The sequence below is a fragment of the Brevibacillus ruminantium genome, assembly GCF_023746555.1.
GTDB lineage: Bacteria > Bacillota > Bacilli > Brevibacillales > Brevibacillaceae > Brevibacillus > Brevibacillus ruminantium.
The window spans coordinates 4,476,441-4,501,089 of sequence record NZ_CP098755.1 but is presented as its reverse complement, the minus strand read 5'-3'; the positions used below and the strand labels follow the sequence as shown (position 1 = coordinate 4,501,089).

Annotated in this window: 20 protein-coding genes and 1 pseudogene; 6 read left to right on the top strand and 15 right to left on the bottom strand. The window is 42.8% G+C overall.

The genetic code is table 11. The features are described 5' to 3' along the window. Positions 1 to 18: 18 nt before the first annotated feature. The 7 genes from NDK47_RS22140 to NDK47_RS22110 form a co-directional block, all read right to left on the bottom strand. Positions 19 to 3,123, bottom strand: coding sequence for an ATP-binding protein (locus NDK47_RS22140; RefSeq protein ID WP_251871905.1), 3,105 nt, complete (start codon positions 3,121 to 3,123; stop codon positions 19 to 21). A gap of 176 nt (positions 3,124 to 3,299) precedes the next feature. Beyond that, positions 3,300 to 4,349, bottom strand: a complete 1,050-nt coding sequence (locus NDK47_RS22135; protein ID WP_251871904.1) for a hypothetical protein — start codon at positions 4,347 to 4,349, stop codon at positions 3,300 to 3,302. 10 nt (positions 4,350 to 4,359) lie between these two features. After that, positions 4,360 to 4,893, bottom strand: a complete 534-nt coding sequence (locus NDK47_RS22130) for an RNA polymerase sigma factor (protein WP_251871903.1) — start codon at positions 4,891 to 4,893, stop codon at positions 4,360 to 4,362. 242 nt (positions 4,894 to 5,135) lie between these two features. Beyond that, complete coding sequence (locus tag NDK47_RS22125; protein WP_251871902.1) at positions 5,136 to 5,912, bottom strand: restriction endonuclease; 777 nt, start codon at positions 5,910 to 5,912, stop codon at positions 5,136 to 5,138. A gap of 490 nt (positions 5,913 to 6,402) precedes the next feature. Next, on the bottom strand, positions 6,403 to 7,614 hold the full coding sequence (locus tag NDK47_RS22120) for a multidrug effflux MFS transporter (protein ID WP_251871901.1): 1,212 nt from the start codon (positions 7,612 to 7,614) through the stop codon (positions 6,403 to 6,405). Between the two features lie 262 nt (positions 7,615 to 7,876). Further along, positions 7,877 to 8,314, bottom strand: a complete 438-nt coding sequence (locus NDK47_RS22115; protein ID WP_251871900.1) for a hypothetical protein — start codon at positions 8,312 to 8,314, stop codon at positions 7,877 to 7,879. Between the two features lie 446 nt (positions 8,315 to 8,760). Further along, complete coding sequence (locus tag NDK47_RS22110; RefSeq protein WP_251871899.1) at positions 8,761 to 9,531, bottom strand: formylglycine-generating enzyme family protein; 771 nt, start codon at positions 9,529 to 9,531, stop codon at positions 8,761 to 8,763. 156 nt (positions 9,532 to 9,687) lie between these two features. Between NDK47_RS22110 and NDK47_RS22105 the strand changes: the two genes are divergently transcribed. The 4 genes from NDK47_RS22105 (at position 9,688) to istB (ending at position 13,896) form a co-directional block, all read left to right on the top strand. Continuing rightward, on the top strand, positions 9,688 to 10,269 hold the full coding sequence (locus tag NDK47_RS22105) for a type 1 glutamine amidotransferase family protein (RefSeq protein ID WP_251871898.1): 582 nt from the start codon (positions 9,688 to 9,690) through the stop codon (positions 10,267 to 10,269). 286 nt (positions 10,270 to 10,555) lie between these two features. Further along, positions 10,556 to 11,398 (top strand): TIM barrel protein, encoded by an 843-nt coding sequence (locus tag NDK47_RS22100; RefSeq protein WP_251871897.1) that lies wholly within the window; start codon positions 10,556 to 10,558, stop codon positions 11,396 to 11,398. Positions 11,399 to 11,665: 267 nt separating this feature from the next. Further along, the gene (gene istA, locus NDK47_RS22095) at positions 11,666 to 13,174 is read left to right on the top strand and encodes an IS21 family transposase (protein ID WP_024985313.1); all 1,509 of its coding nucleotides are present in this window, start codon (positions 11,666 to 11,668) and stop codon (positions 13,172 to 13,174) included. Then, entirely contained in the window at positions 13,174 to 13,896 is a 723-nt protein-coding gene (gene istB, locus NDK47_RS22090; protein ID WP_122915621.1) for an IS21-like element helper ATPase IstB, read from the top strand. Before istA ends, istB begins: the two co-directional genes overlap by 1 nt. A gap of 242 nt (positions 13,897 to 14,138) precedes the next feature. Here istB and NDK47_RS22085 read toward each other — a convergent pair whose 3' ends face one another. From NDK47_RS22085 to rlmD, 8 genes and pseudogenes are all read right to left on the bottom strand, one after another. Then, positions 14,139 to 14,429, bottom strand: a complete 291-nt coding sequence (locus NDK47_RS22085) for an NUDIX domain-containing protein (RefSeq protein WP_251871896.1) — start codon at positions 14,427 to 14,429, stop codon at positions 14,139 to 14,141. 233 nt (positions 14,430 to 14,662) lie between these two features. Further along, positions 14,663 to 15,219 (bottom strand): annotated as a pseudogene (locus NDK47_RS22080) (delta-aminolevulinic acid dehydratase). 110 nt (positions 15,220 to 15,329) lie between these two features. Further along, on the bottom strand, positions 15,330 to 15,722 hold the full coding sequence (locus tag NDK47_RS22075; RefSeq protein ID WP_251871895.1) for a DUF6508 domain-containing protein: 393 nt from the start codon (positions 15,720 to 15,722) through the stop codon (positions 15,330 to 15,332). 392 nt (positions 15,723 to 16,114) lie between these two features. Then, positions 16,115 to 17,002, bottom strand: a complete 888-nt coding sequence (locus tag NDK47_RS22070; RefSeq protein ID WP_251871894.1) for a hypothetical protein — start codon at positions 17,000 to 17,002, stop codon at positions 16,115 to 16,117. 7 nt (positions 17,003 to 17,009) lie between these two features. Then, the gene (locus NDK47_RS22065; protein ID WP_251871893.1) at positions 17,010 to 18,317 is read right to left on the bottom strand and encodes a DNA methyltransferase; all 1,308 of its coding nucleotides are present in this window, start codon (positions 18,315 to 18,317) and stop codon (positions 17,010 to 17,012) included. A 4-nt stretch (positions 18,318 to 18,321) separates the two neighbouring features. Beyond that, positions 18,322 to 18,771: an EVE domain-containing protein gene (locus NDK47_RS22060; protein WP_251871892.1), complete on the bottom strand. Its 450-nt coding sequence runs from the start codon at positions 18,769 to 18,771 to the stop codon at positions 18,322 to 18,324. Between the two features lie 190 nt (positions 18,772 to 18,961). Continuing rightward, positions 18,962 to 20,088, bottom strand: a protein-coding gene (locus tag NDK47_RS22055; RefSeq protein ID WP_251871891.1) for an IS3 family transposase whose coding sequence is annotated in 2 segments (ribosomal slippage) — positions 18,962 to 19,839 and positions 19,839 to 20,088 — 1,128 coding nt in all. Because the reading frame shifts where the segments join, the coding sequence is not laid out codon by codon here. Between the two features lie 436 nt (positions 20,089 to 20,524). Beyond that, the gene (rlmD, locus tag NDK47_RS22050) at positions 20,525 to 21,859 is read right to left on the bottom strand and encodes a 23S rRNA (uracil(1939)-C(5))-methyltransferase RlmD (RefSeq protein WP_407653461.1); all 1,335 of its coding nucleotides are present in this window, start codon (positions 21,857 to 21,859) and stop codon (positions 20,525 to 20,527) included. Positions 21,860 to 22,311: 452 nt separating this feature from the next. Between rlmD and NDK47_RS22045 the strand changes: the two genes are divergently transcribed. Together NDK47_RS22045 and NDK47_RS22040 are read left to right on the top strand one after the other, a co-directional pair. After that, positions 22,312 to 22,872 carry an RNA polymerase sigma factor gene (locus NDK47_RS22045; RefSeq protein ID WP_251871889.1) on the top strand — a complete coding sequence of 187 codons (561 nt, stop codon included), beginning with the start codon at positions 22,312 to 22,314 and terminating at the stop codon, positions 22,870 to 22,872. Beyond that, positions 22,853 to 24,559 carry a DUF4179 domain-containing protein gene (locus NDK47_RS22040; protein WP_251871888.1) on the top strand — a complete coding sequence of 569 codons (1,707 nt, stop codon included), beginning with the start codon at positions 22,853 to 22,855 and terminating at the stop codon, positions 24,557 to 24,559. The genes NDK47_RS22045 and NDK47_RS22040 overlap by 20 nt, the downstream gene beginning before the upstream one ends. Positions 24,560 to 24,649: the final 90 nt, after the last annotated feature.

Genomic DNA, 24,649 nt, shown 5'->3' with positions numbered 1-24,649 from the left:
AGTCAAAAGAAACAAAACTCAGCGCTGATGATTTTTGTAGACGATAAACGAAACCGTTGTTCCGTCACCTGGTTTGCTTTTGATTTGAAGTCCCTTGCCATAATGCCGTCTTAATCGAAGATCTGTATTGATCAGACCAATGCCCGATGAAGCATCCGGTTTTCTCTCTCGCATTCGTTGCAACCACTCTTCATCCATCCCGACGCCGTCATCTATAACCGAAATCTCAGCGTAGTTGCCGTAGTCTGACAGCCGAATATGGATGTGTCCGCCTTCGGTCCGCTTCATAATGCCATGGATGACCGCATTTTCAACCAAGGGCTGGATAGTCAGCGACGGGATCTTCAATTCCTTGCAATCGTCCAGCTCCCAAGTAACGTGCAGCCTGTCGTCAAATCGTTCCTTTTCGATGAATAGATAAGAACGGACGATACTGAGTTCTTCTTCAATCGAGGCCAGCTCTTCCATGTTTCGAAATTTGAATTTATCCCGCAGGAAGCTGCTGAATACATCGATCAGGTTGCCCATTCGCTGTGTGTCGATTTCACTCAAAGCTGCGATCGCATTCAATGTATTGAACAAGAAATGGGGCTGTATTTGCGCTTGCAGCCAAGCAGCCTCCATGTGCAACCTCTCGCGCATCGATTGTTTCACTTCGGTTAACGCCTGTACCCGTGACCTTACTTCCAAAGCCTCCACCGGCTTTGTCACGTAATCATTGGCACCGGATAAAAAACCATTCTCGATATCCTCCGGCTGGGTCCTTGCCGTCAAGAGCAGAACGGGAAGCTCCGTCATCGAGAAACGCTTCCGAATCGTGCGTGTCAGCTCATACCCGGACATTTGCGGCATCATGACGTCTGAAATGACCAAATCCCATTCCCGCGTATCCAGGAGTGCCAGCGCTTCTTTCCCGCTCGTGACGGTCATGATGTCATAGCGTTCCCCGGAAAGTACCGTTTCGAGCACATTCAGGTTGACGGGATCATCGTCGACGATTAGCACACGAGGGCGATCTGAAGCGTTCTGCGATTGCTGCCCGAAGGTCGAATCGATGGGATCGGAAGAAGCGGCCAGTGCAGATCCCGCATAAGCGATTGATGCGAGCACACTGGTCTTGGTTTCTTCCTGTACGTTGGTCTGGTCGGCCAGCTGGAGGGTAAAGGTGAATGCCGAGCCCTGACCGGGAACAGAATGAACCTCCAACGTCCCGCCATGCAGCTCCACCAGCTGTTTGCTGATACTCAGACCCAGTCCAAAGCCTCCCTCGCTCATCCTCTTGCCAGGGTCCGCTTGTTCGTAAGGCGCAAACACACGACGCATGGTTTCCTCGTCCATGCCAATGCCCGTATCCGCGATTACAATCTGTGCCCTCCCGTCCTTTACATAACCCCGAATCGAAACTTCACCTTCGTCTGTGTATTTGAGCGCATTATGAAGCAGATTGAATACGACCTGGATCACCCGATTTTCATCGGCAAAAACGGGCGGGAAATTTTCGGGAATCTGGTTGATGAGCCGTACGGGCTTTCCTTTTGTCATCAGCCGAAGCATATCCAAAACGCCGGTAGCAATCGTCTGAATGGAGAAGCTTTGCTGCTTCAACCGCAGGGCGTTTTCTTTCAAACTCATCACTTCAAGCAGATCATTTAACATCAATGACATACAGCGACCCACAGACAAGGCGGTTTCCAAATCCCTGACGCTTTTTTCATGGAGCGACTGTTGCTCCCGTTCCAGAACAGCTTGTGAAATATTGAGGATGCTGTGCAGCGGATTTCGCAATTCATGAGACGTATTGGCGAGAAATTCATCCTTTTGCTTGTCTGCTTGCTGAAGCTTCTCGGCGAGCTGCCTGGCTTCCCGATGAAGCTGGAAATAGTGTCGGAACCAGACGGACGAAAAACAGGCCATCGATGCAATCAGGTCAAACGGGTAGTACAAGACTTTGATTCCGGTTACCAGAGTGATGCTCCACCATAGCAAATTGCTTGTGAAGGCTACCAGAGAGAGAGCTAATAAAAGGTTATCCTGGATCTCTTTCATCGACGTCCGGAACATCGTCATGACCGTAAACAGGATAGAGGTCCCGATGCTGATGCCGTACAATGGCTGCAGAATTACGATGTAGCGGGCCGGGAGGAGCAACGCCAGCACAGCAATGACCCCGCAAAAGACAAAGAAACCCGGCACCAGTTTCCGCCAAACTCCCGTTAACCGATGCACCACGCATTGGAGCAGCGAGTAACCAATAGAGACCATGGACAAGTGGACCAGCTTAAAGCCCCATTCATAATCAAGCGGGAGCCAGTATGACAGTAATTTTTCGTCGCTTCCCAACAGATACATAAACATCGCACTGGCAGTCAGCAGGGAAAAGTAAAGCAGCCTCCTGTCCCGGGTTCCCACCTGGAACAGAATCAACGCGTAGATGGCATGCATCAAAAAAGCAGCGGCAACTATCTGCTGCATCGTCATGGATAGCTGTGTTTCCCGGGTAATCGCATCTTCTGTCCCAAACTTCATCGACCGAATGATGCCGCTAGGACGGGGGTCTCTGTAATTGGCCGCCTGGACAACGACTTCGATGATCTGGCTGCCGTTCGATGTGAAAGAAGCGGAATACGGGACATTCCCGGCCACATAGTCGTTTTCGCTTTCCCCTGGCTGACCGGATTGGGCCAGCAACCGACCATTCACATACAGCGCCGACGAACTGCGAACGCTTGGAATGCGAATACTGTAGGTCAAATCGTGATCCGGATTGACGAGAATTTGCAACCGATACGAACCAAAGCCGTATGGTGTGCCGTCTCCCGGATGCATCTCCTCATTCCAATCTCTCGGGACCTGAATGAAATAGGGGGGAGCTCCGCCGGGATTCTCACGATGATCATTGCGCATCAGCCATACATGAGGGTAAAACTCCCACTCGCCATCAAGTGTAATGGTTCCTTGCGCAGCATCCCACTCCCGCAAATCCAATTGCCCTTTTACCGCATACGGTTGATCTGTACTTTGAAAGGCCTTGATCCAGAGTAGACGTGAACTGGTAAGGAGCACTAAAAAAAGAACGATAATCGTGATAAATTTCCCATTTTTTGTTTTATTTTTATTAAGCAAAGTCCCCGACTCCTTAGCCCGGCCCAGATCTTTCTGAAAGGGGAGAACATGCAATTTCTATGAATCTCCAAGTTATGAAAATTATACAGGAAGATAACATATAGGTACAAATACATCTAATCGCTCGTGCCGGCAAAAAAAACTGCCGACAGTCGATTCCTGTCAGCAGCTTTGGTTCATTTCTCCCATTCAACACGAATTGTAGCGATATCACCACGATCCAGATTGTTTATATTGATGACGATATTCGGTTTTCCCTGGCATTTCAATACATAACCCCCCCAGTTCCGGCCGCCGTAAGCTTGATACCCGGTAAGATCGATTCCAAATAGGTCTTGGATCAGCGGTTTTGGCACGGAAATCGCTTCTTCTAAGGAAGTTATTTTATAACGGTCCGTTACGTATTTTACACTGTATACTTGACCTGTTTTTGCTCCGATGCGAACAGAATATTTCTCTTTCTCATTGGTGAACGTCCAGAACTCTTCATTCTTTTGCGTTGATTTATTTGCTTGCGTAAATGAAAAACGATCTTGATTTGACAGAAGCATCAACGCTCTTTCCGCTATGTCCACATATTTTTTGTCCACATCATTTAGCTTGTAATGTAACGAGAAATCCGACACAGTATTTGTTTTCAGATCGACACGAACATACTGTTTATCATCATCAATGCCAAAAGATAAGGATGTACCTTTATCGTCTTTAAAGAAATGGGCGGTTTGCAACGTAACCTGTTGATTCGCTGCCAGAAATGCATCTCGTGCCGTCTCTACATATTTTTGATACAGATTCGTCAACTCATTGATCGAATAATGCGCTGAGACACTGCGAACCTCTGTTGTATTCGGTTTAAAGGTCACGATGGCCTCTCGATCCTTTGCCCGCACAATTACGTACTCATCGGTATGCTCAATCTCTTCAAAAGGAAACTCCTTGTTTATGCCGATCGCTTTTATTTCCTTTTGTGCTGCTGTCAAGTACTGTTGGTCAACTCCCACTCCCGCATGGCTTTCTGACGTTTCGACCGGTAAAGAGGAAGGCTTCAACGTGAGAATCGCAAATAACACGGCGCATGTTACGATTCCGCTTGCCAGTATTCCTGCGAATTTCTTCCGCCTTTTTCCATGCTGGGTTCGCCTGTGCTCTTCTCGTATGTTCTCTAAAATCACACGGCTTCGCTCCCAAGGAAGAGATTGATCAGGAAAACGACGCAACTCTTCCAAGAGGGTCTGTTCATCTTGTGATGGCATTGTTCATCACCTCAGCTACAGTCGTATTCTTTTTGCTTTGAACTGCTTTCATCGCCCTGTGCAAAGTAAGATTTACTTTGGTTTCGCTCCAGCCCAATACCTCAGCCGACTCCTTGCTTGATAATCCCTTGATTCCACGCAAGATCAACACGTCTCGATAGGGCCGTTTCAACTGATTAATGATGCTGTAAAGCAAGCGGATGTCCTCGTTTAATTCCAAAGACTCTTCGGGTGTTTTGTCATGGGAAACGAGATGCCGCAAAAAGATATCGGGCAACCAGTTTATCAGTTTTGCCCTCCGTTTTTCATCGATGGCTACATTTCTGGCAATGGCAAACAGCCATGTTTTTGGATTTGCTACTTCTGTCTGTGAAACAGCCTTGAGGGCACGAATAAAGGTCTCTTGTACAAGATCGTCTATGTCTTTGCGTCCCGTATAATAGACGAGGAAGCGATATACATCATGATTGTAAGCGAGAAACCATTGCTCAATACGTGCGCACGCATTGTCATCCAATTTGCGTTCCACCTCCTTGTCACTGTATAGACGGAAAAGCGATTGACGATCTTTCACTTTTTTCGTAGAAAACTTTTAGGGGGAGTTTTTATTGGTAGTGTGATGAGGTTGCTTCTATCCGATTGATTCGATTTTAATCGGTTAGCAGGTAACCTCACGAGACTATTCTTGATAAAAGAAGACACCAGATGTTTTCCGGTGCCTTTTCCTCTTTTTTGTTCATTTATGGATTTGACCAACTGCTATTTTGCCTTTTTCAATCGTTCCTTGCGCCAACGGCTAATCATATCATGTACTTGAACACCATTTATGAGTTTGATATTAAGCGGTTCAGCAATTTCTATAGCAGTCTTCGTAAAATGGCTAGTAGTTACGATCCATGCATCATAACATCCGTAAACCTGTTTCCCCGCTTTTAAACGAAGCACAACATCGTTGCCTACGTTTTTTTTCCAACGCTTGCACTGTACAGCAATCTTGTAGCCCTTCTTGTCTTGAAGTATTAAATCTACTTCATTATCTCCCGAGCCTCCAACCCGTTCTACCTTGTACCCTTTGTCACGATAGAAACATTCCATTAAGCGTTCAAAATCAGTGCCCGAAAGTGAATCTATATCGGCAGTTAAGAGATCCTCATCCGAAAAGGGACGATTCACAGAATTGATTTTTCGGTCATTTTTTATTTTCTTGGGAGGTGTTTTTTTCGATTTTCCTAGTAGAACATTTCCAATGAGTGAAGATAAAATAAGACTCCCAAACAAGGAACCAAAAAAATAGTAGATACCTAGATTAAAATAGAAGCAAACGCTTACTGAACTAATGATAAAAATGACATGGATGACATTTACGAAGTTTGTTATTTCTTTTTTTGACCATTTTGACATATTACCAACATACCTTTCAGTGTACATGAAATCAATAAAAGTAGGGTGCATCAAAACAATAGCAATCAGGATGGGAATCCCCCAAAAATGGGAATCAAAATCCAATTCCTCCAAATTCGAATGTTCGATTTTCATGTAATCAGACAGATCTTTATGTGATTCTAAAGACGTTTCCCGAAAGGATGGATTCGGATATATAGTTAGATATTAACATAAAAGTGTAACTGTGAAATAAGTATTAGTACTTTAGATATGTTTTTTGTTTGCTTCCAAAATAATAACCCCTCCATTACTGGCGGGGCATAACATGTTGGCTGGATTTGCTCAATAAATTGTAGAACAACCTCTACCAGATCATCCGTAATTTTCATGTGATGATTTGTTTTGTTTGTCCCATTCCATCTAGGAGGAAAAGACGTGAGCGGAGATTCCAAACTGATTTAATTGATTGAAGAGGTTATCCATCAAGAGGTGTTTGCTTCGTTCAGAAAGAGAATTTGCGAAGGGGGGAGGTAATTACAAGAATGAAAAAAGCCGATTTTCTTTTAACAGAAAATCGGCAAACCGATGCTTTTGCAATCAACCGGCGCTCCCGCACTATGTACGAAGAGAGCAGCTCGATCAATTATCGTGAATCACGAATCGCTCTGTTTGTGTTATGGCGAACAATCATCTTGTTGCTAACGAGTGACATGAGTATCGCCAAGACCAAAAAATAGATTGGCATCGTCACTAAGGAACCATTGTGAAGGTAGCTCATGCCACTGGTGATAAGGCTGACCACAACGTAGTACCCCAAGCCAAAAATAGCTCCGGCAGTACCGAGCACATCACTGTAGTTAACGAGCGCCAGACTTAGGCAGTTTGGAATGGACATGCCAATCCCCAACAGTAGTGTAAAGATCGACGCAACCATGAAAGCCAAGGAGAGCAGGGACGGATTCACTCCATACAGCGTAAAGCCAGTCAGACACACCGCTCCAAACGTCGATACGAGAGAGCCTATCAGGATGATTTTCTCTGCAGGAAACTTGTTTAAAAGTTTTTTCGAAAGCATTGCGCCAAATACCGAAGACAATGCTACGAAAATACCGAAAAAACCAAACGAACCCGGTGTCATGTGGAAATATTCCATGAATATAAATGGAGCCTCGGCATAGTAACTGAACAATATGCCATTTGTTGCTCCAATCATGAAAGCAAAAGCCCAGATTCTGCGGTCAGCAACGAGGCGTTTTAGTACTGGGAGTGTCTGAACGTTTGAGACTCCAGACGCTCTTGTTTCAGGCAGAGAAGCAAAGGTGTAAATAAAAATGGCCACACTCATTACGACAAGAGTGAAGAAAACAGCCCGAAATCCAAGGAATTGGTCTACCCAACCTCCAATCAAGGGTCCTATGGCCGGAGTAAAGGCTAGTGCGGCAGATATTTGGGCAAACACGGCGTGACGCTTCGTGACTTCAACGCTCTCCCGTAAAATGGTTTGCGTAACCACAGAACCGGTACTGGCGCCGAACGCCTGAATGAATCGGCACAATAATAACAACGCAGCCGAATCAGACAGGTAGCAACCAAGGCTTCCGAAACCGTAAACGAATATTCCCCAAAGCATGGCAGGACGCCGTCCTATGGAATCAGATAGCCTTCCCCAGCAAAAAACGCCAAAGGCGAATCCGAGGAAGTATATGCTGAGTGTCAATTGAATCGTGCTGCTGCTTGTATGGAGACTATTGGCAATGTCTGGTAAGGAAGGTGTATAGATCGTTTCACTAATTTGCGGGAAACCAACAAGGATAATCAACAGAAACAAAGATGGTGTTGAGATTTTTCTTTCCAAAGTAATGCCCCCCTATTTCACCTGATGAAAATCTCAATCAGCTTCGTAAGAAATTACGGAATAGGGGGTTTGCACTTTATCAATCGAGAAAATGAGAGCATCTTTTGTTCACCTTTACTAATTTTATAGGGGGGATGTATAAAGGGAATTATACCAAAGAAGAGCTCTATAAATACAAAGGTATACCCAAAGCTGCTGCCGGCTGCTTACCAAAAGAAAAAATAAGAGGCCGTCCGCAGACAGCCTCTTACGTAAAAAGATCTTATGGGATGGTAGCAGTCAATGTGATCGCTGTTTTGCCATATTGTCTACTTGATACTTTCACATGATAGGACCCGGCAGGGAGAGGTTCTCTGCTCGTGAATTGGAAAGAACCATTTCCTTCGAAACGAGCTCCTCCCCACGTAACAGTTCCTCCACCAGTATCATTTCTCACGATTAAATAAGTAACACTTGAGTCATATCTAGGATTATCTTGAGTTGTGTTAAAAACTACCGTCCCAGGTGTAGAAACGTAGAAATTAACGGATTCTTCGGATTTGTCTTTAGCGAGTGAAAAAAGCTCTAAAATTTTGACTGTAGTAGCGGCTGGAGCGGCGGTGGCTGAGGTGGATTGATCGTTGGCTGCAAGTGCATTGGCCGGGATTAATAATGACGCGGACAACACAGCAACTGTAGCGAACCTGGAAAACAATTTCACATCCATTACCTCCTAATATTCAGTTTATACAATTTTTACCATAGGAAAAAATGGAAGTAAACTACATTTGTAAATTTAATGAAAAATACACATAATATGGATATTGACTATTTACTTTCTCGGAAAATATGATAGACAAAAATTGGTTGTTAATCGTTAGAGTGTTAACAAGCTCTTGATTATCTACCTTTCAATGTTGCTATCTTAAATTTTCCATAAAGCGTTGTTAAATCAGGGGTGAAAGTATATAAACAATTAAAAGAGGGGGAACCCCTCTTTGGAAAATCGCCAAAACATCTCAACCTCTAGTCTTTTCTGACCAACAACGACACACTTTCCACATGACTCGAGCATACAATAACGATGTCGAATGATGCCACTGATTCCTCGGTCGCATAATGTTTAAATACACCATTTCAACTAACCGCTTGCTCGATGTCGTATTCTCATGGTTTTGTAAGTGCTATTCTAAAGCCAAGGTCATCTATCTTGAAATCAGGCATGCTTTTCCTTCTAATTGTAGAACCACAATTGTTTTCCACTTCAGCCCAACTGCCTCCCCGGAAGACTCTATAGTTCCCATATCGTTCAGTATCATACAGATCCCAGCACCATTCCCAAACATTACCGATCATATCGTAAACCCCCCACGGATTAGGAAGCAGTTTTCCGACTTGTTGAGCTGATCCATTGGAGTTTTCTTTATACCATGCAATCTTATCAATTCTTTCGTACCGATATCCCTTGGTTCCCGCTTTGCACGCATACTGCCATTCAGCGTCTGATAGTAATCGAAAGCCATTCGCTTTATTATTATAGATAGTGTTCTCACTTTCATTTGTGATTGTGTAGCATTCAGTCCTGCCAAGTATTCTGGACAATGCGTTACAAAAGACAAGCGAATCCAACCACGAAACTTCCGTAATTGGCAGGTTATCCACATTCGGTTCTACTTCTTCTCCATGCATGACTAAATGATACAAATTCTGTGTTACCGGATACTTCATTACATAGAAAGGTTCGATCGTTTCAGTCCATGTAATAACCTTTTTATCATTTCCTCTTCCAGGGTCTGATAAAGAATAATCTGTACTAAGCCATTTATTCAGATTAATATAATCCCGTAATTCAACAGTCCCACCTTCTATTGGTACCATCAAATTCATTAAATCTTTTAGAAAACGTTCTCTGTCACTTCCGTACCCTCCGATGGTCATATTAACCTCCTGTCTATTTCAAATAATGGTTGGCAGTAACGATCCAAGCAACATAACTTTGAAAGTAATCCTTTCAATAAATCTTTCCTGACCGTAATTGTCAGTGTAGTTGGTTTACTATTAATTTGTTCAAAATTTTACAAGGAGGGAATCACTTTGAAGGAAGTGTTCATTTTTATAACGGATGGTTTTGCTGATTGGGAGGCAAGTTACGTCAGTACAGAGCTGAACAAGCCAGAAACAGGATATCGGGTAAAGACAATCGCGATTGATCGGGAGCCTAAGGTTTCGATGGGGGGGTTAACGGTTCTTCCAGATTATAGCGTAAAAGAATTTAATCCGAATGTCGATATCGCAATGTTAGTCATACCTGGCGGAACGCAATGGAGAGAAGCAAAGAATCAGCAAGCAAAAGTAATCGTTGATTATTGTGTGAGCAAAGAGATTCCTGTCGCAGCCATCTGCGATGCTACCACTTTTTTGGGAAACCACGGATATTTGGATAATCATAGACATACAGGCAATACGCTCCCTTATTTGAAGCAAGGAGCTCCGAATTACAGAGGAGATCAACATTATGTAGATGCTCAGTCTGTTCGTGACGTGAATCTCATCACTGCGAATGGAAGCGGTGCATTGGAGTTTTCAAGACATATCTTGGAGAGATTGGGTGTATTAGAAGGTGATGAATTGAATGAATGGTACGAAATATTTAAAAAGGGCTACTTTCCCTCCTAACATTTGAGTCTGATAGGAAAGCACGAAAGCATACACGCCTAGCGTGCTTTCCTCTTTATTCAGACTCTCAAATTAGGTCAAGTCTCACAACTGCCTCCACATGCGAAGAGTAGATAGTAAAAACAAACAAAACAGTTATCAAGTTGGTGGTAGTGTTCGCTTTCGCTTAATATTCTATGTATGGATCTTTATGGATTTTCTTATTGACTTAAAAAATAGAAACCATCTAAAGATATGTAAAAATGGTAAAATTAGGGGTGTGCATTGAAACTAGGGGGAGTAAAATTTGATCAATCATAAATTTGGCGTATCTGGAAGCACAATTTTAAGTAATCCTGAACAATTTGACGAATTATTTTGGGATGATATTGATATAATCGAAATTGGAGAATTTCCGAATGAAACGGCTTTTAGTGCTTTCTTAGATCTTTGTAGGGTAAAACAAACTCCCTTCGGCGTTCATTCACCGTTACTACGAAATGGAAGTAAATACGATTTGCTTGAAAAGGTTACAATTGAACCTTTGGTCGCACGGAAACAGTTAGAGAAGGAAGCTGCGTTATTGTCACGTCTAGGTGCGAAATATATTTTGGTGCATTTCCCCTATTTTATTAGTGAAAAAACTGAATATGTAAACGAAATAATTGAAAATGGGCTGCAAGAACTGTGTCGAATACAAAGTGAATACGCTATACCCATTATATGTGAGCCTAAATTAGGAATTGGACGTTCTGTGAAAGGAATACAATATCTTGATTCTTTTCCTATAGAGATATGGGAAAGGTATTCTTTGAAACTCTGTATAGACATAGGTGATTATCTAATTGCAACAGGAGATGAAATATTAAAATATTTAGAGAAGTGGAAGGAACATATCAAAATAGTTCATTTGCATAACGTTTCGTATGAAGACAATAAACATATTTGGATTCCAGTACATCCTAGTCATGAGAATAACGGAAAGCAATATAAGATAGCACATATCATGAGTTTCTTATCACAATGCAAAGAAATAAAATTTATATTTGAACATACACCACATAGCAATCCAAGCAAAGAGTTCGTTCAGCAAGGATATAATTGGACTAAAAAAATTATTATGTCTAGTTCAACTAGCGGGAATCAATAGTTAAATAAAGGTATATCAATTTAGTTTTTCTTAATTCGAGTGTCCATGTGGACACTCGAATTAAGAAAAAAAGCAAATAAACTTTATTCAATTGTCGATCCTAGTTAGTTTTAAACTGTTTATGGCAGACTAAAAATGTAGGTTATGGCAGTTAATTTATGCAGACCCGTAGGGGCTGCATAAATTAAAAAACCACTTGCCAACATCCCCTTATCAAAATACACTCCTGTTGGGCATTACAGACGACGGGAGGTATAAAGTTAGGAGATGTTAGCAGTGGCAGAAATTAATTATATCAGGCATGAGGCAAACAAAAAAGGGCGAGCTTATAGCAAGATTGCCAAACAAATGAATCGTGATTCAAGGACGGTTCAGAAGTATGCAGAAATGGATGATTTCAATCTACAAGAAAAGCCCAAGCAAATTCGAAAAGCTAGAGTCATGGAGCCCGTTAAACCTATTCTTGATCAATGGATCAAAGAGGACTTGAACAAGAAAAAGAAGTTCCGAAGAACAGCACAACGCTTGTTCACGCAATTAGTGGAGGAATACCAATTTACAGGATCATCTCGCTCTGTCAGACAATATGTTTCCCAACGTAAGCACCAGTTAGCGGAGACAAGTGATGCTGCGGCATTGCCATTGGAAACGAGACCTGGATCAGCTCAAGTTGATTTTGGAGAAGCACCATTCAAATATCAGGGAGAAAGTGTTACCTTGCCATTCCTCGTTCTCTCGTTTCCTTATAGCAACACGTTCTACTTTCAAGTTTTCCAGTCTCAGAATCGAGAATGCTTTCTGGAGGGATTAAAGCGTATCTTTCACTATATAGGTGGAGTTCCAAAGGTCATTCGATTTGATAATTTATCACCAGCGGTGAAAAAGATCATGCCAAATGGTCAGCGTGAACTGACGGAGGAATTTCAAAACTTCGTTTTTCATTATGACTTTGAATACGAGTTTTGCAATCCCGGTAGTGGCAATGAAAAAGGGCACGTAGAGGCGATGGTCAAGTACGTTCGCAACAACTTCCTGCTTCCTGAGTTGCAGATACACAATCTTGATCAGCTAAACGAAACCCTTTGGAAAAAAGCCGAGAAAGATCGGGAGAGACCTCATTATGTGAAAGAAACCATGCTTTCCGAACTATATTTGGCAGACAAGGAACACCTTCTTCAATTACCTGCCAAAGAGTTTGATTGTATCCGATATGAACGAGTAAAAGCGGATAAATACGGATATATCCGAGTCGAAAATAAACTCTACTCAACGTCTCCCCGTTTTGCCAAATGTATGGTTTTGGCAAAGATCTCATTTGACCGAGTCGATATTTTAACTGAAGAATATGAGCTGATCGTACAGCATCCCAGGCTGTATGGCAAAGAGCCAAAATCAGTGATTTGGCAGCCATATTTGATATTGATGGCAAAACGGCCAACTGCTATTAAATACACAAGTTTTTATGAACAATTGCCAATCGAATGGCAAGTCTATCTCTCGAATTGCACGGTCCCAGAGAAGCAAGAAGCTCTCCAGCTACTATCCGTCATTTTAAAAAACGATGATATGAAAATACCCACGCAAGCTTTGCAGCTTGCCTCTGAGAATGGTCACCCAGCCGTTGATTCTATTAAGCAGATCTATTATCAACTCATGAATGGCCGTGGACAAAGGGATACCATCCAACCGAAAGGTTTTGTTCCTGCCGTTCCAACAGCCACTAGAGGATTAGCCCATTACAATGAATTTTTTAAGGGAACGGGAGGTCATCACTAGTGGATGCATTGATAAAAGAATATTCAAAGCGTCTCAAGTTGAGTTGGGTTCGGCAACATTTCCATGAGGTTGAAGCTACTACAAATGAAGAGTACTTACTCAAAATACTAGAAAACGAGATACAACAACGAGAAGTACGGAAAATCAATCTGCTCTTTAAACAATCTTCCTTGCCAAGAATAACAGGAAAGCCATTTGAATGGGGTCATATTCAGATGGGACAAGGTCTCACGCAGGATCATATCCTTCATGGTGGATTTATAGAGGAGAAAGAAAATCTGATCTTTTATGGCGGTGTGGGAACGGGGAAAACGTACTTATCCACTCTGATTGGCTTAAATGCCATTCAGCAGCAAGGGAAAAAGATAAAGTTCTTTACTGTCGCTGGATTAGTCAATCGGCTGCTAGACGCTCACGAGACTGGCTCGTTGAGCCGATTCTTTAACCATATTGAGAAGCTAGATCTGTTAATACTCGACGAACTGGGGTATATTCCTCTGCATAAACAAGGTGCAGAACTGCTATTTCAGATTATCTCCATGTGCTACGAAAGAAAAAGTATTATTATCACGACCAATCTACAGTTTGGCCAATGGAATCATATATTTGGTGATCCAATTTTAACAGAGGCAGTTATTGATCGCTTGATTCATCACTCTCATTTGATCGTCTTCAATGGCGAAAGCCATCGATACAAAGAATCGCTATTACACGGTAAATAATTTAGGGGTTGGCAAGTGGTACATTTTTAATTGCCATTTGCTACATTTCTTACTTGCCAAAAACATTTTAAACGCCCATTACTTTATTACAGGTGGTGCTACATTCTCTGCCCAATCCAAAATAAAGGCTGCTTGATTGGAATTAAGTGGAGAGGGCAATTCATTTTTTGTAAAGAATCGGTGTTCAAAACTTTCTGCTCCCTCTTGTTTTAAAACGCCAGTATACTTCTTTACGCGAAAAATTACTTGGACACTGAATACTTTGTCTCCGTTAGGGTACTCCTTAAAACAACTGGGACCAGAATAAATTCCGAACAATTCTGATTAGTTTCTTCCTTAACCTCACGGATAACCGTGTCAAGAAAGGTCTCCCCGATTTCCATTACACCTCCAGGAAGACACCAGTTGTTCTGATCCTTTCGTCTTTGCAAAAGAATCCTACCATTCTCATCCTCAATTATTGCTCCACACCCTACAGTCACAATAGTTTCTGTTCCCACTAATTTTTTAATTGTTTTTATATAGTCATTCAAAAAAATCCCTCCGTTCAAGAGGGATTTCCATAAATTGTTACGAAATCCTGCTAAAGTATGCACGCATGGCAGTAACACAACATAAAAAAATCCTCCCTTGTAGATGAGAGGATGTAACCCACCATTACTTTACGTTTTATTTGTCCTTCCTTACCAACAGTGAAACAGCCTCCACATGTGTTGAGGTTACGGGGAGTACAAACCTTTACCAGGGAATGGAATTTACTCTGGAACTACTGATTACTTTCATAGAACTGGTACATGGATAATTCATCATCCATGGATCTGGCTATTTGATAAGATTCTTTCACACTTTTATTGTTTTCAATCATTTCATAGAAAAGACGCAAGATAAACATAAGCGCTGAATTTCCCACCGGATAATCATCTGGTCCGATATAGATCCGACACCCACAATTCAAAAACGCTTTTGCTAATGCAGGATCACCTAACGAGCACCCGTTTCCAATGACTATCCTCCCATCCAATTTCGTAAAGCGTGTAATCTCTCGTAAGCCGAAGTTACCTCGTGGCTCTTCTTCTTCGTAAACGTCCTCCCCCAATTCCGGCATAATGAACTTCCCTTCATCGCCGTGGAAACTAAGAATGATCATGTCGGTGTCGGCATATAGGTCTTCACCTGACAATACGGAAATGAAATCATTTGGCCTGCCAATCCAATAAGTAAAGACTCTGCACCAAAGTACTCGAGAGCGGCGCGTATTGCCTGCGTCTCCATACCACACTCAGGGCCGCATACCAAAGCTACATTCATCACTGGTTTACTCATTTTTCAATTCTTCACTCCAAACGAAGTACAGTTTTAAAAGACCTAATTAAAAAAAGTCACGGTAAACTACATAGCCTCCAGACAAGATAACCAATGCTTTTTGATACTTTTCAAGCCAGATCGTCTAGAAGTTCCTCTAGTCGTTTCAATAATGCTAATATGATCCCCTTTTCAATCATTTCTGCATACGTTCCTGCGGTGAATCGGTCTGCTCTGATAATTGTGGTAAATAGTTTTCTTATTGTAATCAAGTCTACATTCTGAATAAGTGCTGCATTTTGAAGATATTCGCTACATTCTGCTTGCCATTTTCCCCAATCAAAGCTGATAATCATATTCGTTTCGTATAATTTTGATACAAATTCCTTAGCAGTATCCTCATAATTGAATGGATCGAACGAAAATTGCTTGGATACTGTATATTTTATATTATTCGATTCGAAGTACGGGATATACAAGCACAGTTCAGCAAAGCGAGAATAGTCATGTAGATCTTGTTTCACAACATCAACTCCATATCTCTTTACATTTTGTTAATTTCCGTAAGAAGATATCCCCTCTTTCCAAAATAAATTGATTTGAGTATTCAACTTAAAATGAGTTATTTCGATGTAATCTCCGTCTGACTATCGAGATTAGATCCCTCTACTCTACACCATACTTCGTTACCAAATCAGAAGCAAAAGAAGGGCTCGCCGCCCCTCTATTCCGCCAATACATCTCCGATTACATTATCTTTCCTCACCAACAGTGAGCAACACTCCACATGTGTTGAATAAGTAATATTGACAAGCTTCCGCTGTGACAGTATCCGCTTATTAGAGGAAAGGCCCATTCTACTAGAAAGAGTAAAGTGGGCAGAATATATTCATTTAGCAAATAAGTATTATAATTTCTAGATTTCAGGTTTGAAAACAGGTGGTAGAAAGCTCTTTAAGAACTCGATTGCTGAATCCTTACCCCTGAACTCCGCATTTATCTTATCACCATTATTATACTTAACGATTATTTCATATTTCACAAATTCGGAAACAGCGTTACTTTCGTCGTAGGTTTCAATAAATGAAAGAACTTCTGAAATTGAGGCATATTCAGATGCTTCACCATGTAAAGGTAATACCCTAACAGATTCTATTTGTCTTGTAATTGTTCTTTCAAGGCTACTCATAAATTTCTTTAACCCCGAGGAATTGAGTTCAATTAAACGGTTTACTAAGATAGAGCATTCTTCATCAGTTAACGATTCCCATGCATCAATTTTCTTTTTGAATTCATCATCTGATGTGTCTTCATCAAAACTTGCATCAATACTAACATGTTTAAATGCTTCGACCACAGTTTCATATTCAAAATAAAGAATATTAAACCCTAATGACTCTAATTGTTTTAATGCACCATCTGTAAATACACCTGATAAGAACACTCCAACAAACGGAGCATTATTTCTATGCGTTTCCCTTAAGGGCATTATAGCGCCTTGAATTTCCTGTGCTTTGTTTCGAGAATGTTTTGTATATCTTCTCCAAGCAACCTCAATGAAAGCTATAGGCTCACCTATAACACTTTCACTGCCACCTCTCTCTAATACAAAATCAAGGTCGTGTTTGTTACCGTAAATATCTACCCAACTAACTTTTTTATTCTTTCCTCTTGCCTTACGCAATCCCTTTTTGTCTAAATATAATCCGTACTTATCAGCAAATTCAACTAATAGTGGATTTAATGCAATTTCCATTAAGTCCCCAATAATCTGCCCGAATTTATGAGATGGTGATTCTGCCATTTTGTACCTACCCTTTCACCCAAAGTCTACCTTCTTTTAATGGCACTTCATGTTTACGATTTTTCCACTTAACATTTCGGTCTCTTGTTTTTTCAAAACTGTATTCCTTAAAACCTGCAGCAATGGCAAGGTCTCCAAGCCATTTATCAACAGGAACATAAATACCATATGGTGCTGAATCACCTATTACAAAACACACATTAGAACCGTCTTTACATACTCTTCTTAATTGTATCCAGACTTTCGCTAAGTCTAAAAAGTAAGTTGCTATCATGGTGTGATAATTTTTTTTCCCACCATGATTTACACGTTCTTCATCAAGTCTTTGACAAACATCTAAAATTTCCCCATAAATAGGTTTTAAGACATCATCCTTCAATATTTCAAACGTGTAATCCTTATATTTAGATACGTGCTGTGTACATGAACGAACAAGAAATTGACTAACTTTTTCTCTCAAATCTCCCCAGCCTGAAACCTCACCAAAAAAGGACATCTCCAAACGGGTGGCATCAGCGTAATCATAATTATTTGCGTAAGGAGGTGAGGTAATAACCAAGTCTACAGAATTACTGGGAATAGAAGGACACTCTCTCGCATCTTCTTGAAAAAACTGAGCTTTTGGCATAACATTTTTAGACTGCATATGTCTCATATCATATGCCATAATATTAATTTGTTTTTCATATGCTTCAAAAGGATTTGCCATTTTTGCTTTGGTTTTATTTGGAAGTACATATTGCCATGAAGCTGTTCCTACTGGTGCACAAGCTCTAAGAATAGAGACCAAAGCCACCCATGATAGTTTATGTTCAGGCGAATTATCATCACCTTCTTTAAGTACTCTTACAATTGCATCTAACTGCTGTAACGATTCTGGGGGATAACATTTATATATTAAGTCTGGATAGCCTTCAGTTGAACCATTCTCCATCTTGGCTCTTTCAAGCAACTTTTTTGCAAAGTTATAAAATTTTTCTACATCAGTATTCCACTGAAGTTTCGCATTAGTTATTTTAGAAACAAAGGGGTGTGCTTCAACTCCCATACTATTCACGCCTAAATTATCACTGGCAAGTAGTACAGTCCCCGACCCAGTAAAAGGGTCAAATACATTTATTTCTGCTTTATGATAGTCCTTTAGATGAGAAGTGATGACACTTTCTACCCATTCGGCTGAAAATCCTGCAGAATACCTAAACCAGCGATGAATTGGTAATTTCATGTTATCAAGAAAAGTTGAACTTGTATCAGTTTTTTTCTTGTTTGTTTTTTCAACTATTTCATCAAACAGTTCTAGTTGTAAGTTATTCAAATTGTTAGTCCCCCTCAGTTTGATTTTCATAGTTCTTATAGACTTTGGACCTCAATAGGTCAAAATCCGAATCAATAATTTTTAATATGGCTCTTTGAAACCCTGCTCCCCAATTTTCCTTTCCTTTGGTAATTTCAATTTCGTTAAGGATTGACTTTAGCGGAATCATTTTATCCTCATCCAAAACTATTTTGAAATCTACTAATAGACTATAGTCATATACGTCACCAGAAAAAATTAAGGGCTTATTATTGGCTCTGAGCGTTTGTGTTACCTCAACTATTCCTGCAATTGCACTTTTTTGAGTTATATATACAATTATTTCGTCGCCCACCTTAAGCGTACTAAGAGTTTTAGAATATCTACCATTTACAGGCCATACTCCCCCTGAATTTTTCCGCAAATTAACCCAAGTAATCGGTTTTGTTACAAACATAAATTTTTTGGAGACCAAAAGCTTCACCTCTCCACATTAAACAAGAACGTGCGTTCTGTGTCAATTTGAAAAAAAAGAAAGCTACAATAAGATTATAGCATACATACGGAGAGACAGGTTTATAGTAACCCTTTTGCTTCGGTTAGATAATATAAACGAATAAGGTTAGTCTCTTAGTTACTGGAAATAGTGGATTGTCAACACCAAACTAGACAGATTTCTTAAGTGCAACTTCTTTGTACGCTATAGGACTCAGATAACCTAATGTGGAATGAATCCTTGTTTCGTTAAACCATTTTATATAGATTCCCAGCTCCTTTTTTAACTGAGCTAACGATTCAAACTGACGATTTCTCACGAACTCCGCTTTGATCAGCTTAAAGGTTGCCTCTGCCACTGCATTATCATAGGGGCAGCCTTTCATACTTAGTGAGCGTTTGATATTGAACGTATTGATCACATCATCAATCGTAAGATTTTTAAACTCACTGCCACGATCCGAGTGAAAAAGCTGAATTTGGCGCAGATCTCCTTTTACGCTTGCAAATGCTTGATAGACGAGTGCGGCATCTTTGAATTTTCCGCAGCTGTGACCGATAATCTCCCGATTAAACAAGTCCACAAGCAAGCAAATATAGTGCCATTTGTTTGCGACTCGAACGTAGGTCAAGTCACTCACAACAGCTTCGAGAGGTGCTTCTTTCACAAACTCGCGATTCAGTTCGTTCTGAATTGGCGATTCGTTACATGACGACACATTCGGTTTATACTGTGCAACCGTGTAGACCGAAACCAGAGCGTTTTTCTTCATCAAACGTCCAATGCGCCGTCTGGAAACCGTCAGTCCCTCTTTGTGAAGTTTTGCTTTGATCTTTCTTGCTCCATAAACGCGCTGATTCTCTTCAAAAATACGGATAATTGCTTGTTCCACCTCATCATCATCGATAGATGATGGCTCTTTACTCTCGTAGTAGTAGGTACTCCGATTGACCTGGAGGATCTTGCACATGGCCAATACGGAATACTTATGAGCGTTTTGCTGGATTACCATTATTTTCGTCCGAAGATCAGCGCAGCTTGCTTTAAAATATCGTTCTCCATCTTCAGTCGTTGATTTTCCTTACGTAGCTGAAGTAGCTCGTTTTGTTCATCTGTACGGTTATCGCTTTCTTTGAAGGAACCGGTGGTTCTACTCTGTTTTACCCAACGATCAAATGCAGATGCACTCAGATCGTATTCTCTCAAAATATCTGCACGTGGTTTGCCGTTCTCATAAAGTTGAACCATTTGCTGCTTGAACTCATCTGTAAATGCTCGACGCTCACGTTTAGCCATGACATTCTCTCCGTCCTTTTTCGATTTGTTTCTAATCTACTAGACCTTAAGAGAACTGTCCAATTCAGTGTAGCCGATTCATCAGTAAACTGGACAAAGAAATCGTACAGCTTACGAGGAAATGGACTAGCGGCGAGATAGACAAGGATTTATTTAACGCTTGCTGTGGAGCAATAAAAAATGAACGGCAAGCATTAGAGGAACGAACTGAAAAACTCCAAACGGAAATCTCCCTAGAACATGACACTGAATCGAGAGTAGCGGCGTTTAAGTCAGAACTAATGAAATTCGCCACTCTTGACGTAAGCAATGAGGAAATTCTACGGGATATGATTCACAAGATGATTAACCGCATTGATGTTCATGAAGGCGGTTCAATCGATATTAGTTATAACTTTCAAAACCCACTTAAAAAGGGGGCTTAGCCGTATTTCGGCTAGCCCCTTCTTTCCATCAATATTACGCACTCCACATGCGCCGTATGCGGAAACATATCCACCGGCTGCACCTGCACCAGTTCATACCTCGCCATCAGCTTGGCAATATCCTTTGCCAGTGTGGAAGGATTGCAAGACACATACACAATCTTCTTGGGTGTCACTTCAAGCAGTGAGCGGATCAGCGCATCGTCCAGCCCGGTTCGAGGCGGATCGACCACCACCACATCGGGTTTGATGCCCTGCCGCGCCCATTTGGGCATCAGCACTTCGGCTCGTCCTACATGGAATTGCGCATTCGCCGCCTGATTGCGCTCCGCATTTTTCCGCGCATCCTCTACGGCTTCCGGTATCAACTCAATACCTCGTACTTCACGGGCATATGGAGCCAGCCAAAGGGCAATCGTTCCGGTCCCACAATACAGATCCAGCAAAAGCTCGCTGCCGGTCAGTCCGGCGATTTTTTTGACTTCGTTATACAGCTTCTGCGTCTGCTCCGGATTCAACTGAAAAAAAGCGCGGGCGGACAAGTCAAAGGAAAGCTCGCCCAGCTTTTCCGCGATAGAAGGGCGTCCCCACAGCTCGCGGGTAGTGTCTCCGAAAACGACCGAAGTCTTCTTGGGATTGACGTTCTGCACGATGCTGACCAGCTCTGGCAGACGCGTCCGCAGCTCCAGGATCAGCTCTTTGACGCGCGGAATCTCCGGCGTAGCCGTCACCAGCGTAAGCTGCGTCTCGCCTGTAGCGAAAGCCACCCGGGCAACGACTGTGCGAATCACGCCCGTCCGTTTCCGCTCCTCATAAGGCGGGATGCCGAGCTCTTCCAGCACGGCCTTGGCTGTGCGAACGATGGCCGTCGTCGCTTCGTGCTGCACCTGACAGGTTTCCAGATCGACCAACTGATGGCTGCCCGTCTGATAGAGTCCGGCGACCAGCTTCCCGTTTTGTCTGCCCACCTGAAACTGTGCTTTGTTGCGATAGCCCCAGGGGTTCTCCATGCCGATCGTCGGGGCCACCGGGGGATTTTCCAAACGGGCGTATTTGCGCAGCGACTCGATGACCAGCTCCTGTTTGGAGGCAAGTTGGGCCTGATAGTCCATATGCTGAAGGCTGCAACCGCCGCATTCCTCATATAAAGGGCAAGGTGGTTCAATGCGAGCAGGTGATTTTTCGACAACGCGTACCAGCTTTGCCACAGCGAACTTCTCCTTTACCTCTGTGACCTCCGCATGCACCACCTCGCCGGGAAGCGCCTTTTCCACAAATACGATTTTCCGTTTGAAATACCCGATCCCTTCCCCGTTGATGCCCAGGCTTTTGATTGTCAGGGTCATCTGCTGTCCGACGGTGAGTTTCGTATCCGATTGTTTTTCATTCCGGGGACGGGGATTTTTCTGATGTTTGCTGGATGACTTCATGGGATGCCGCTCTCCTTACTTCTTGATTACTCTATTATACCTTGATTCCCCGGGAAGACCCAAGCGAGCAGGGAGGATGACAAGAACTGACGATTTTACAGCGAATTGAAAGTTGGGCCGAAAGAAATTTTGCAAATCTTGAAAGGAAATCTCAAATCTGGTCGTTATACTTGATGAACAACCCCAAACCGTCTCAAGCAGGGCGCTCACGGTGCCAGTTCAATCGGGCAGGCCACCCTTTTGGCACACCGTATCGAAGAAACGGCTGCCCTGCCTAGAAAAACACATGATAGGACAGACAAAAGACGTGTTTGGAGAAAAGAGGGAATGGCTGCGCAGCGAGCCTCTTTAGGGGAGGAAGGAAAAACATGCAGGACGATACCGAGCTCGTTCGTCTGGTACTTGCGGGAAACCAGCAAGCCTATGCACGACTTGTCGACAAGTATAAAGGAAAAATCTTTGCCCTTCTGTACCGCATGACGGGGCAGGCTCAGGACGCCCAGGATTTGGCGCAGGAGGTTTTCACGAAAGCATATTTTCAGTTGGAGAAGTTTCAGCCGGATGGCAATTTCTCTGCCTGGCTGTATCGGATAGCGGCAAACCATTGTCTGGATGAGCTGAGACGGCGCAAGCGCACGGTCAAAACGACGGATGAAGAAGTAGAACTGATCGACACCGAAACACCGGAGGAAGCGTTTTTGCAGAAAGAAACGCAGCAGGTGATTCTTCGGCAGATCAGGGAGCTGGATGAGGAGTACCGATCGGTGTTTATCCTGCGCTACATCGACCAGCTCAGCTACAGAGAAATCAGTGAGACGATGGCGATTCCGCTGACGACCGTACAGATGAGACTGCATCGGGCCAGAAAAAAACTGCGAGAAGGGCTGGAGAAGGGGGGAGCTTCCTATTATGAAATGTCACAAATCTAAAGAGCTGCAGCCCTATTTTGAAGGGAGGCTGTCCCCCTTGGCAGCCAAAGAATTGGAGCAGCATGTGGATCAATGCAGCCTTTGCCAAAAAGAATTGGAGCGGCTTATGGAGGGTACGCTCGTCGCCGATGAGCTGATGGCAGAAGAACTCCTCGACCCCGGCTTTACTGATAGGGTGATGGAAGGTATTGCTGTCCGCAAAAAAATGAGAAATGGAAAGAAAGATTGGAAAAAAAGGAGCCTCGATATTATGAAAAAAACAGCGATTGCCGTAGCCGGTCTCACGGCTGCCGTTACATTCGGAACAATGGTTTCACCGACATTTGCCAATTACGTAAACAGTTTGTTCAATACTGTTAAAGAAGTAGACGAGGGCTTGAAAAAGGCAGCGGTCGAAGGCTACGTCCAGGAAATAGGCAAGCAGGTGGCGGATAAAGGCTTCTCCTTGACTGTAAAAGAAGTGCTCGCAGATCCGACCCGAATCGCTCTGATCCTTGATTTTGCCGACAAGGATGGCAAAAGGCTGGATTATCGGGCGGGCGAATACGAGTTTACATTTACGCTTACAGACAAGGCTGGAGAGGACCTGAACCCGGAAAACGGTGGCTGGCGCTGGGGAAGAGAGGAGGAATACATGATTGTCAGCAGAGACTTGCATGATATATTCGACTCTTTGGACAAAGTACCTGACGAGCTTACTGTCGGAGTCGAATTCACTAAATTCATGGACACGGAAGGATCCTGGAAGATCGATGTCCCCATCGATATGAAGAAGGCAAAAGCGGTGGCGAAGACGGTAGTGATTAATAAAGAGTACACGTCGCCGCAGGGGGTTGTTATCAAACTGGACAACATAATGACCGTTCCCAGCGCAAGTACGCTCACCCTGAAGACGGATTGGAACGAGCAGAGAAACAAGGAATATAGGAAGTTGATCGAGGAAAGAGGCTGGAATGATGATCCTAAAGAGCCTAGAAAGGAAATGCGATTATCCCCCGGAGAGCTTATGCAACACTACTTAACTAGCTATGATCTGGCCTATGAAATTCTCGACGAAAAGGGAAATCCAATTGCCGGTCGTGATGATACGCTTTTCAAGACTTTGAACGGCATTGAAAAAAATAGTTTGCACGAAATAAGTTCAGGAAGAGGCAAGGGAGATAGTCAAGAATGGATACGGTGGCACGGATTCACACCATTCACGGGCCATGAAAAGCTAACCTTCAAGCTCCACTCGATCTATCTGAATGAACTGGCTTCCTTTAAGGCCAAGATAACCCCGGATCAATTGAGCAAACAGCCAGTGACTGTTGAAAACAGCGGCAGCACCTTTACGTTCAACAAATTCCAATTGAAGACAAGCGAAGAAAAGGAACGGATCGGAGGCTACGAGTGGCGCGGCAAAGGCGGGATCGTCGAGATTGAGGGAACTCTTCCAGAGGGCATCGTGTACATCAGCGATTGGAAAGCAAAAGACGAAACAGGTAAAGTATATGAAGTTTACCTAGACAACGGAGACGGAGCGTACACCCGAGGGAAAGATGGACGCGTGCAGATCAAGACCAGTATGTTTATAAACGGCCTGGTGAAGCAGCCGAAAGAGCTGACGATCACCTATGGGATTCAAGAACGTCAGTATCGCGACTTAGGCTGGGAAGTGCCCATCGACATGAGCAAACAAAAGTAAACCAGACTACCCAGGGGAACGACACGAAAAAAGCTTCTTCCTTTCACAGGAGGAAGCTTTTTTATGTACACAAGCATGCAAAAGAACGAA

What these genes read in the sequence shown, in the direction of transcription:
- NDK47_RS22110 (WP_251871899.1), bottom strand. Translation starts at nt 9,531, where the DNA reads ATGACCATCGGAGGGTACGGAAGTGACAGAGAACGTTTTCTAAAAGAT.
- NDK47_RS22040 (WP_251871888.1), top strand. Translation starts at nt 22,853, where the DNA reads ATGAAATGTCACAAATCTAAAGAGCTGCAGCCCTATTTTGAAGGGAGG.
- NDK47_RS22070 (WP_251871894.1), bottom strand. Translation starts at nt 17,002, where the DNA reads ATGGCAGAATCACCATCTCATAAATTCGGGCAGATTATTGGGGACTTA.
- NDK47_RS22125 (WP_251871902.1), bottom strand. Translation starts at nt 5,912, where the DNA reads ATGAAAATCGAACATTCGAATTTGGAGGAATTGGATTTTGATTCCCAT.
- rlmD (WP_407653461.1), bottom strand. Translation starts at nt 21,859, where the DNA reads ATGACCCTGACAATCAAAAGCCTGGGCATCAACGGGGAAGGGATCGGG.
- istA (WP_024985313.1), top strand. Translation starts at nt 11,666, where the DNA reads ATGTTAGCAGTGGCAGAAATTAATTATATCAGGCATGAGGCAAACAAA.
- NDK47_RS22045 (WP_251871889.1), top strand. Translation starts at nt 22,312, where the DNA reads ATGCAGGACGATACCGAGCTCGTTCGTCTGGTACTTGCGGGAAACCAG.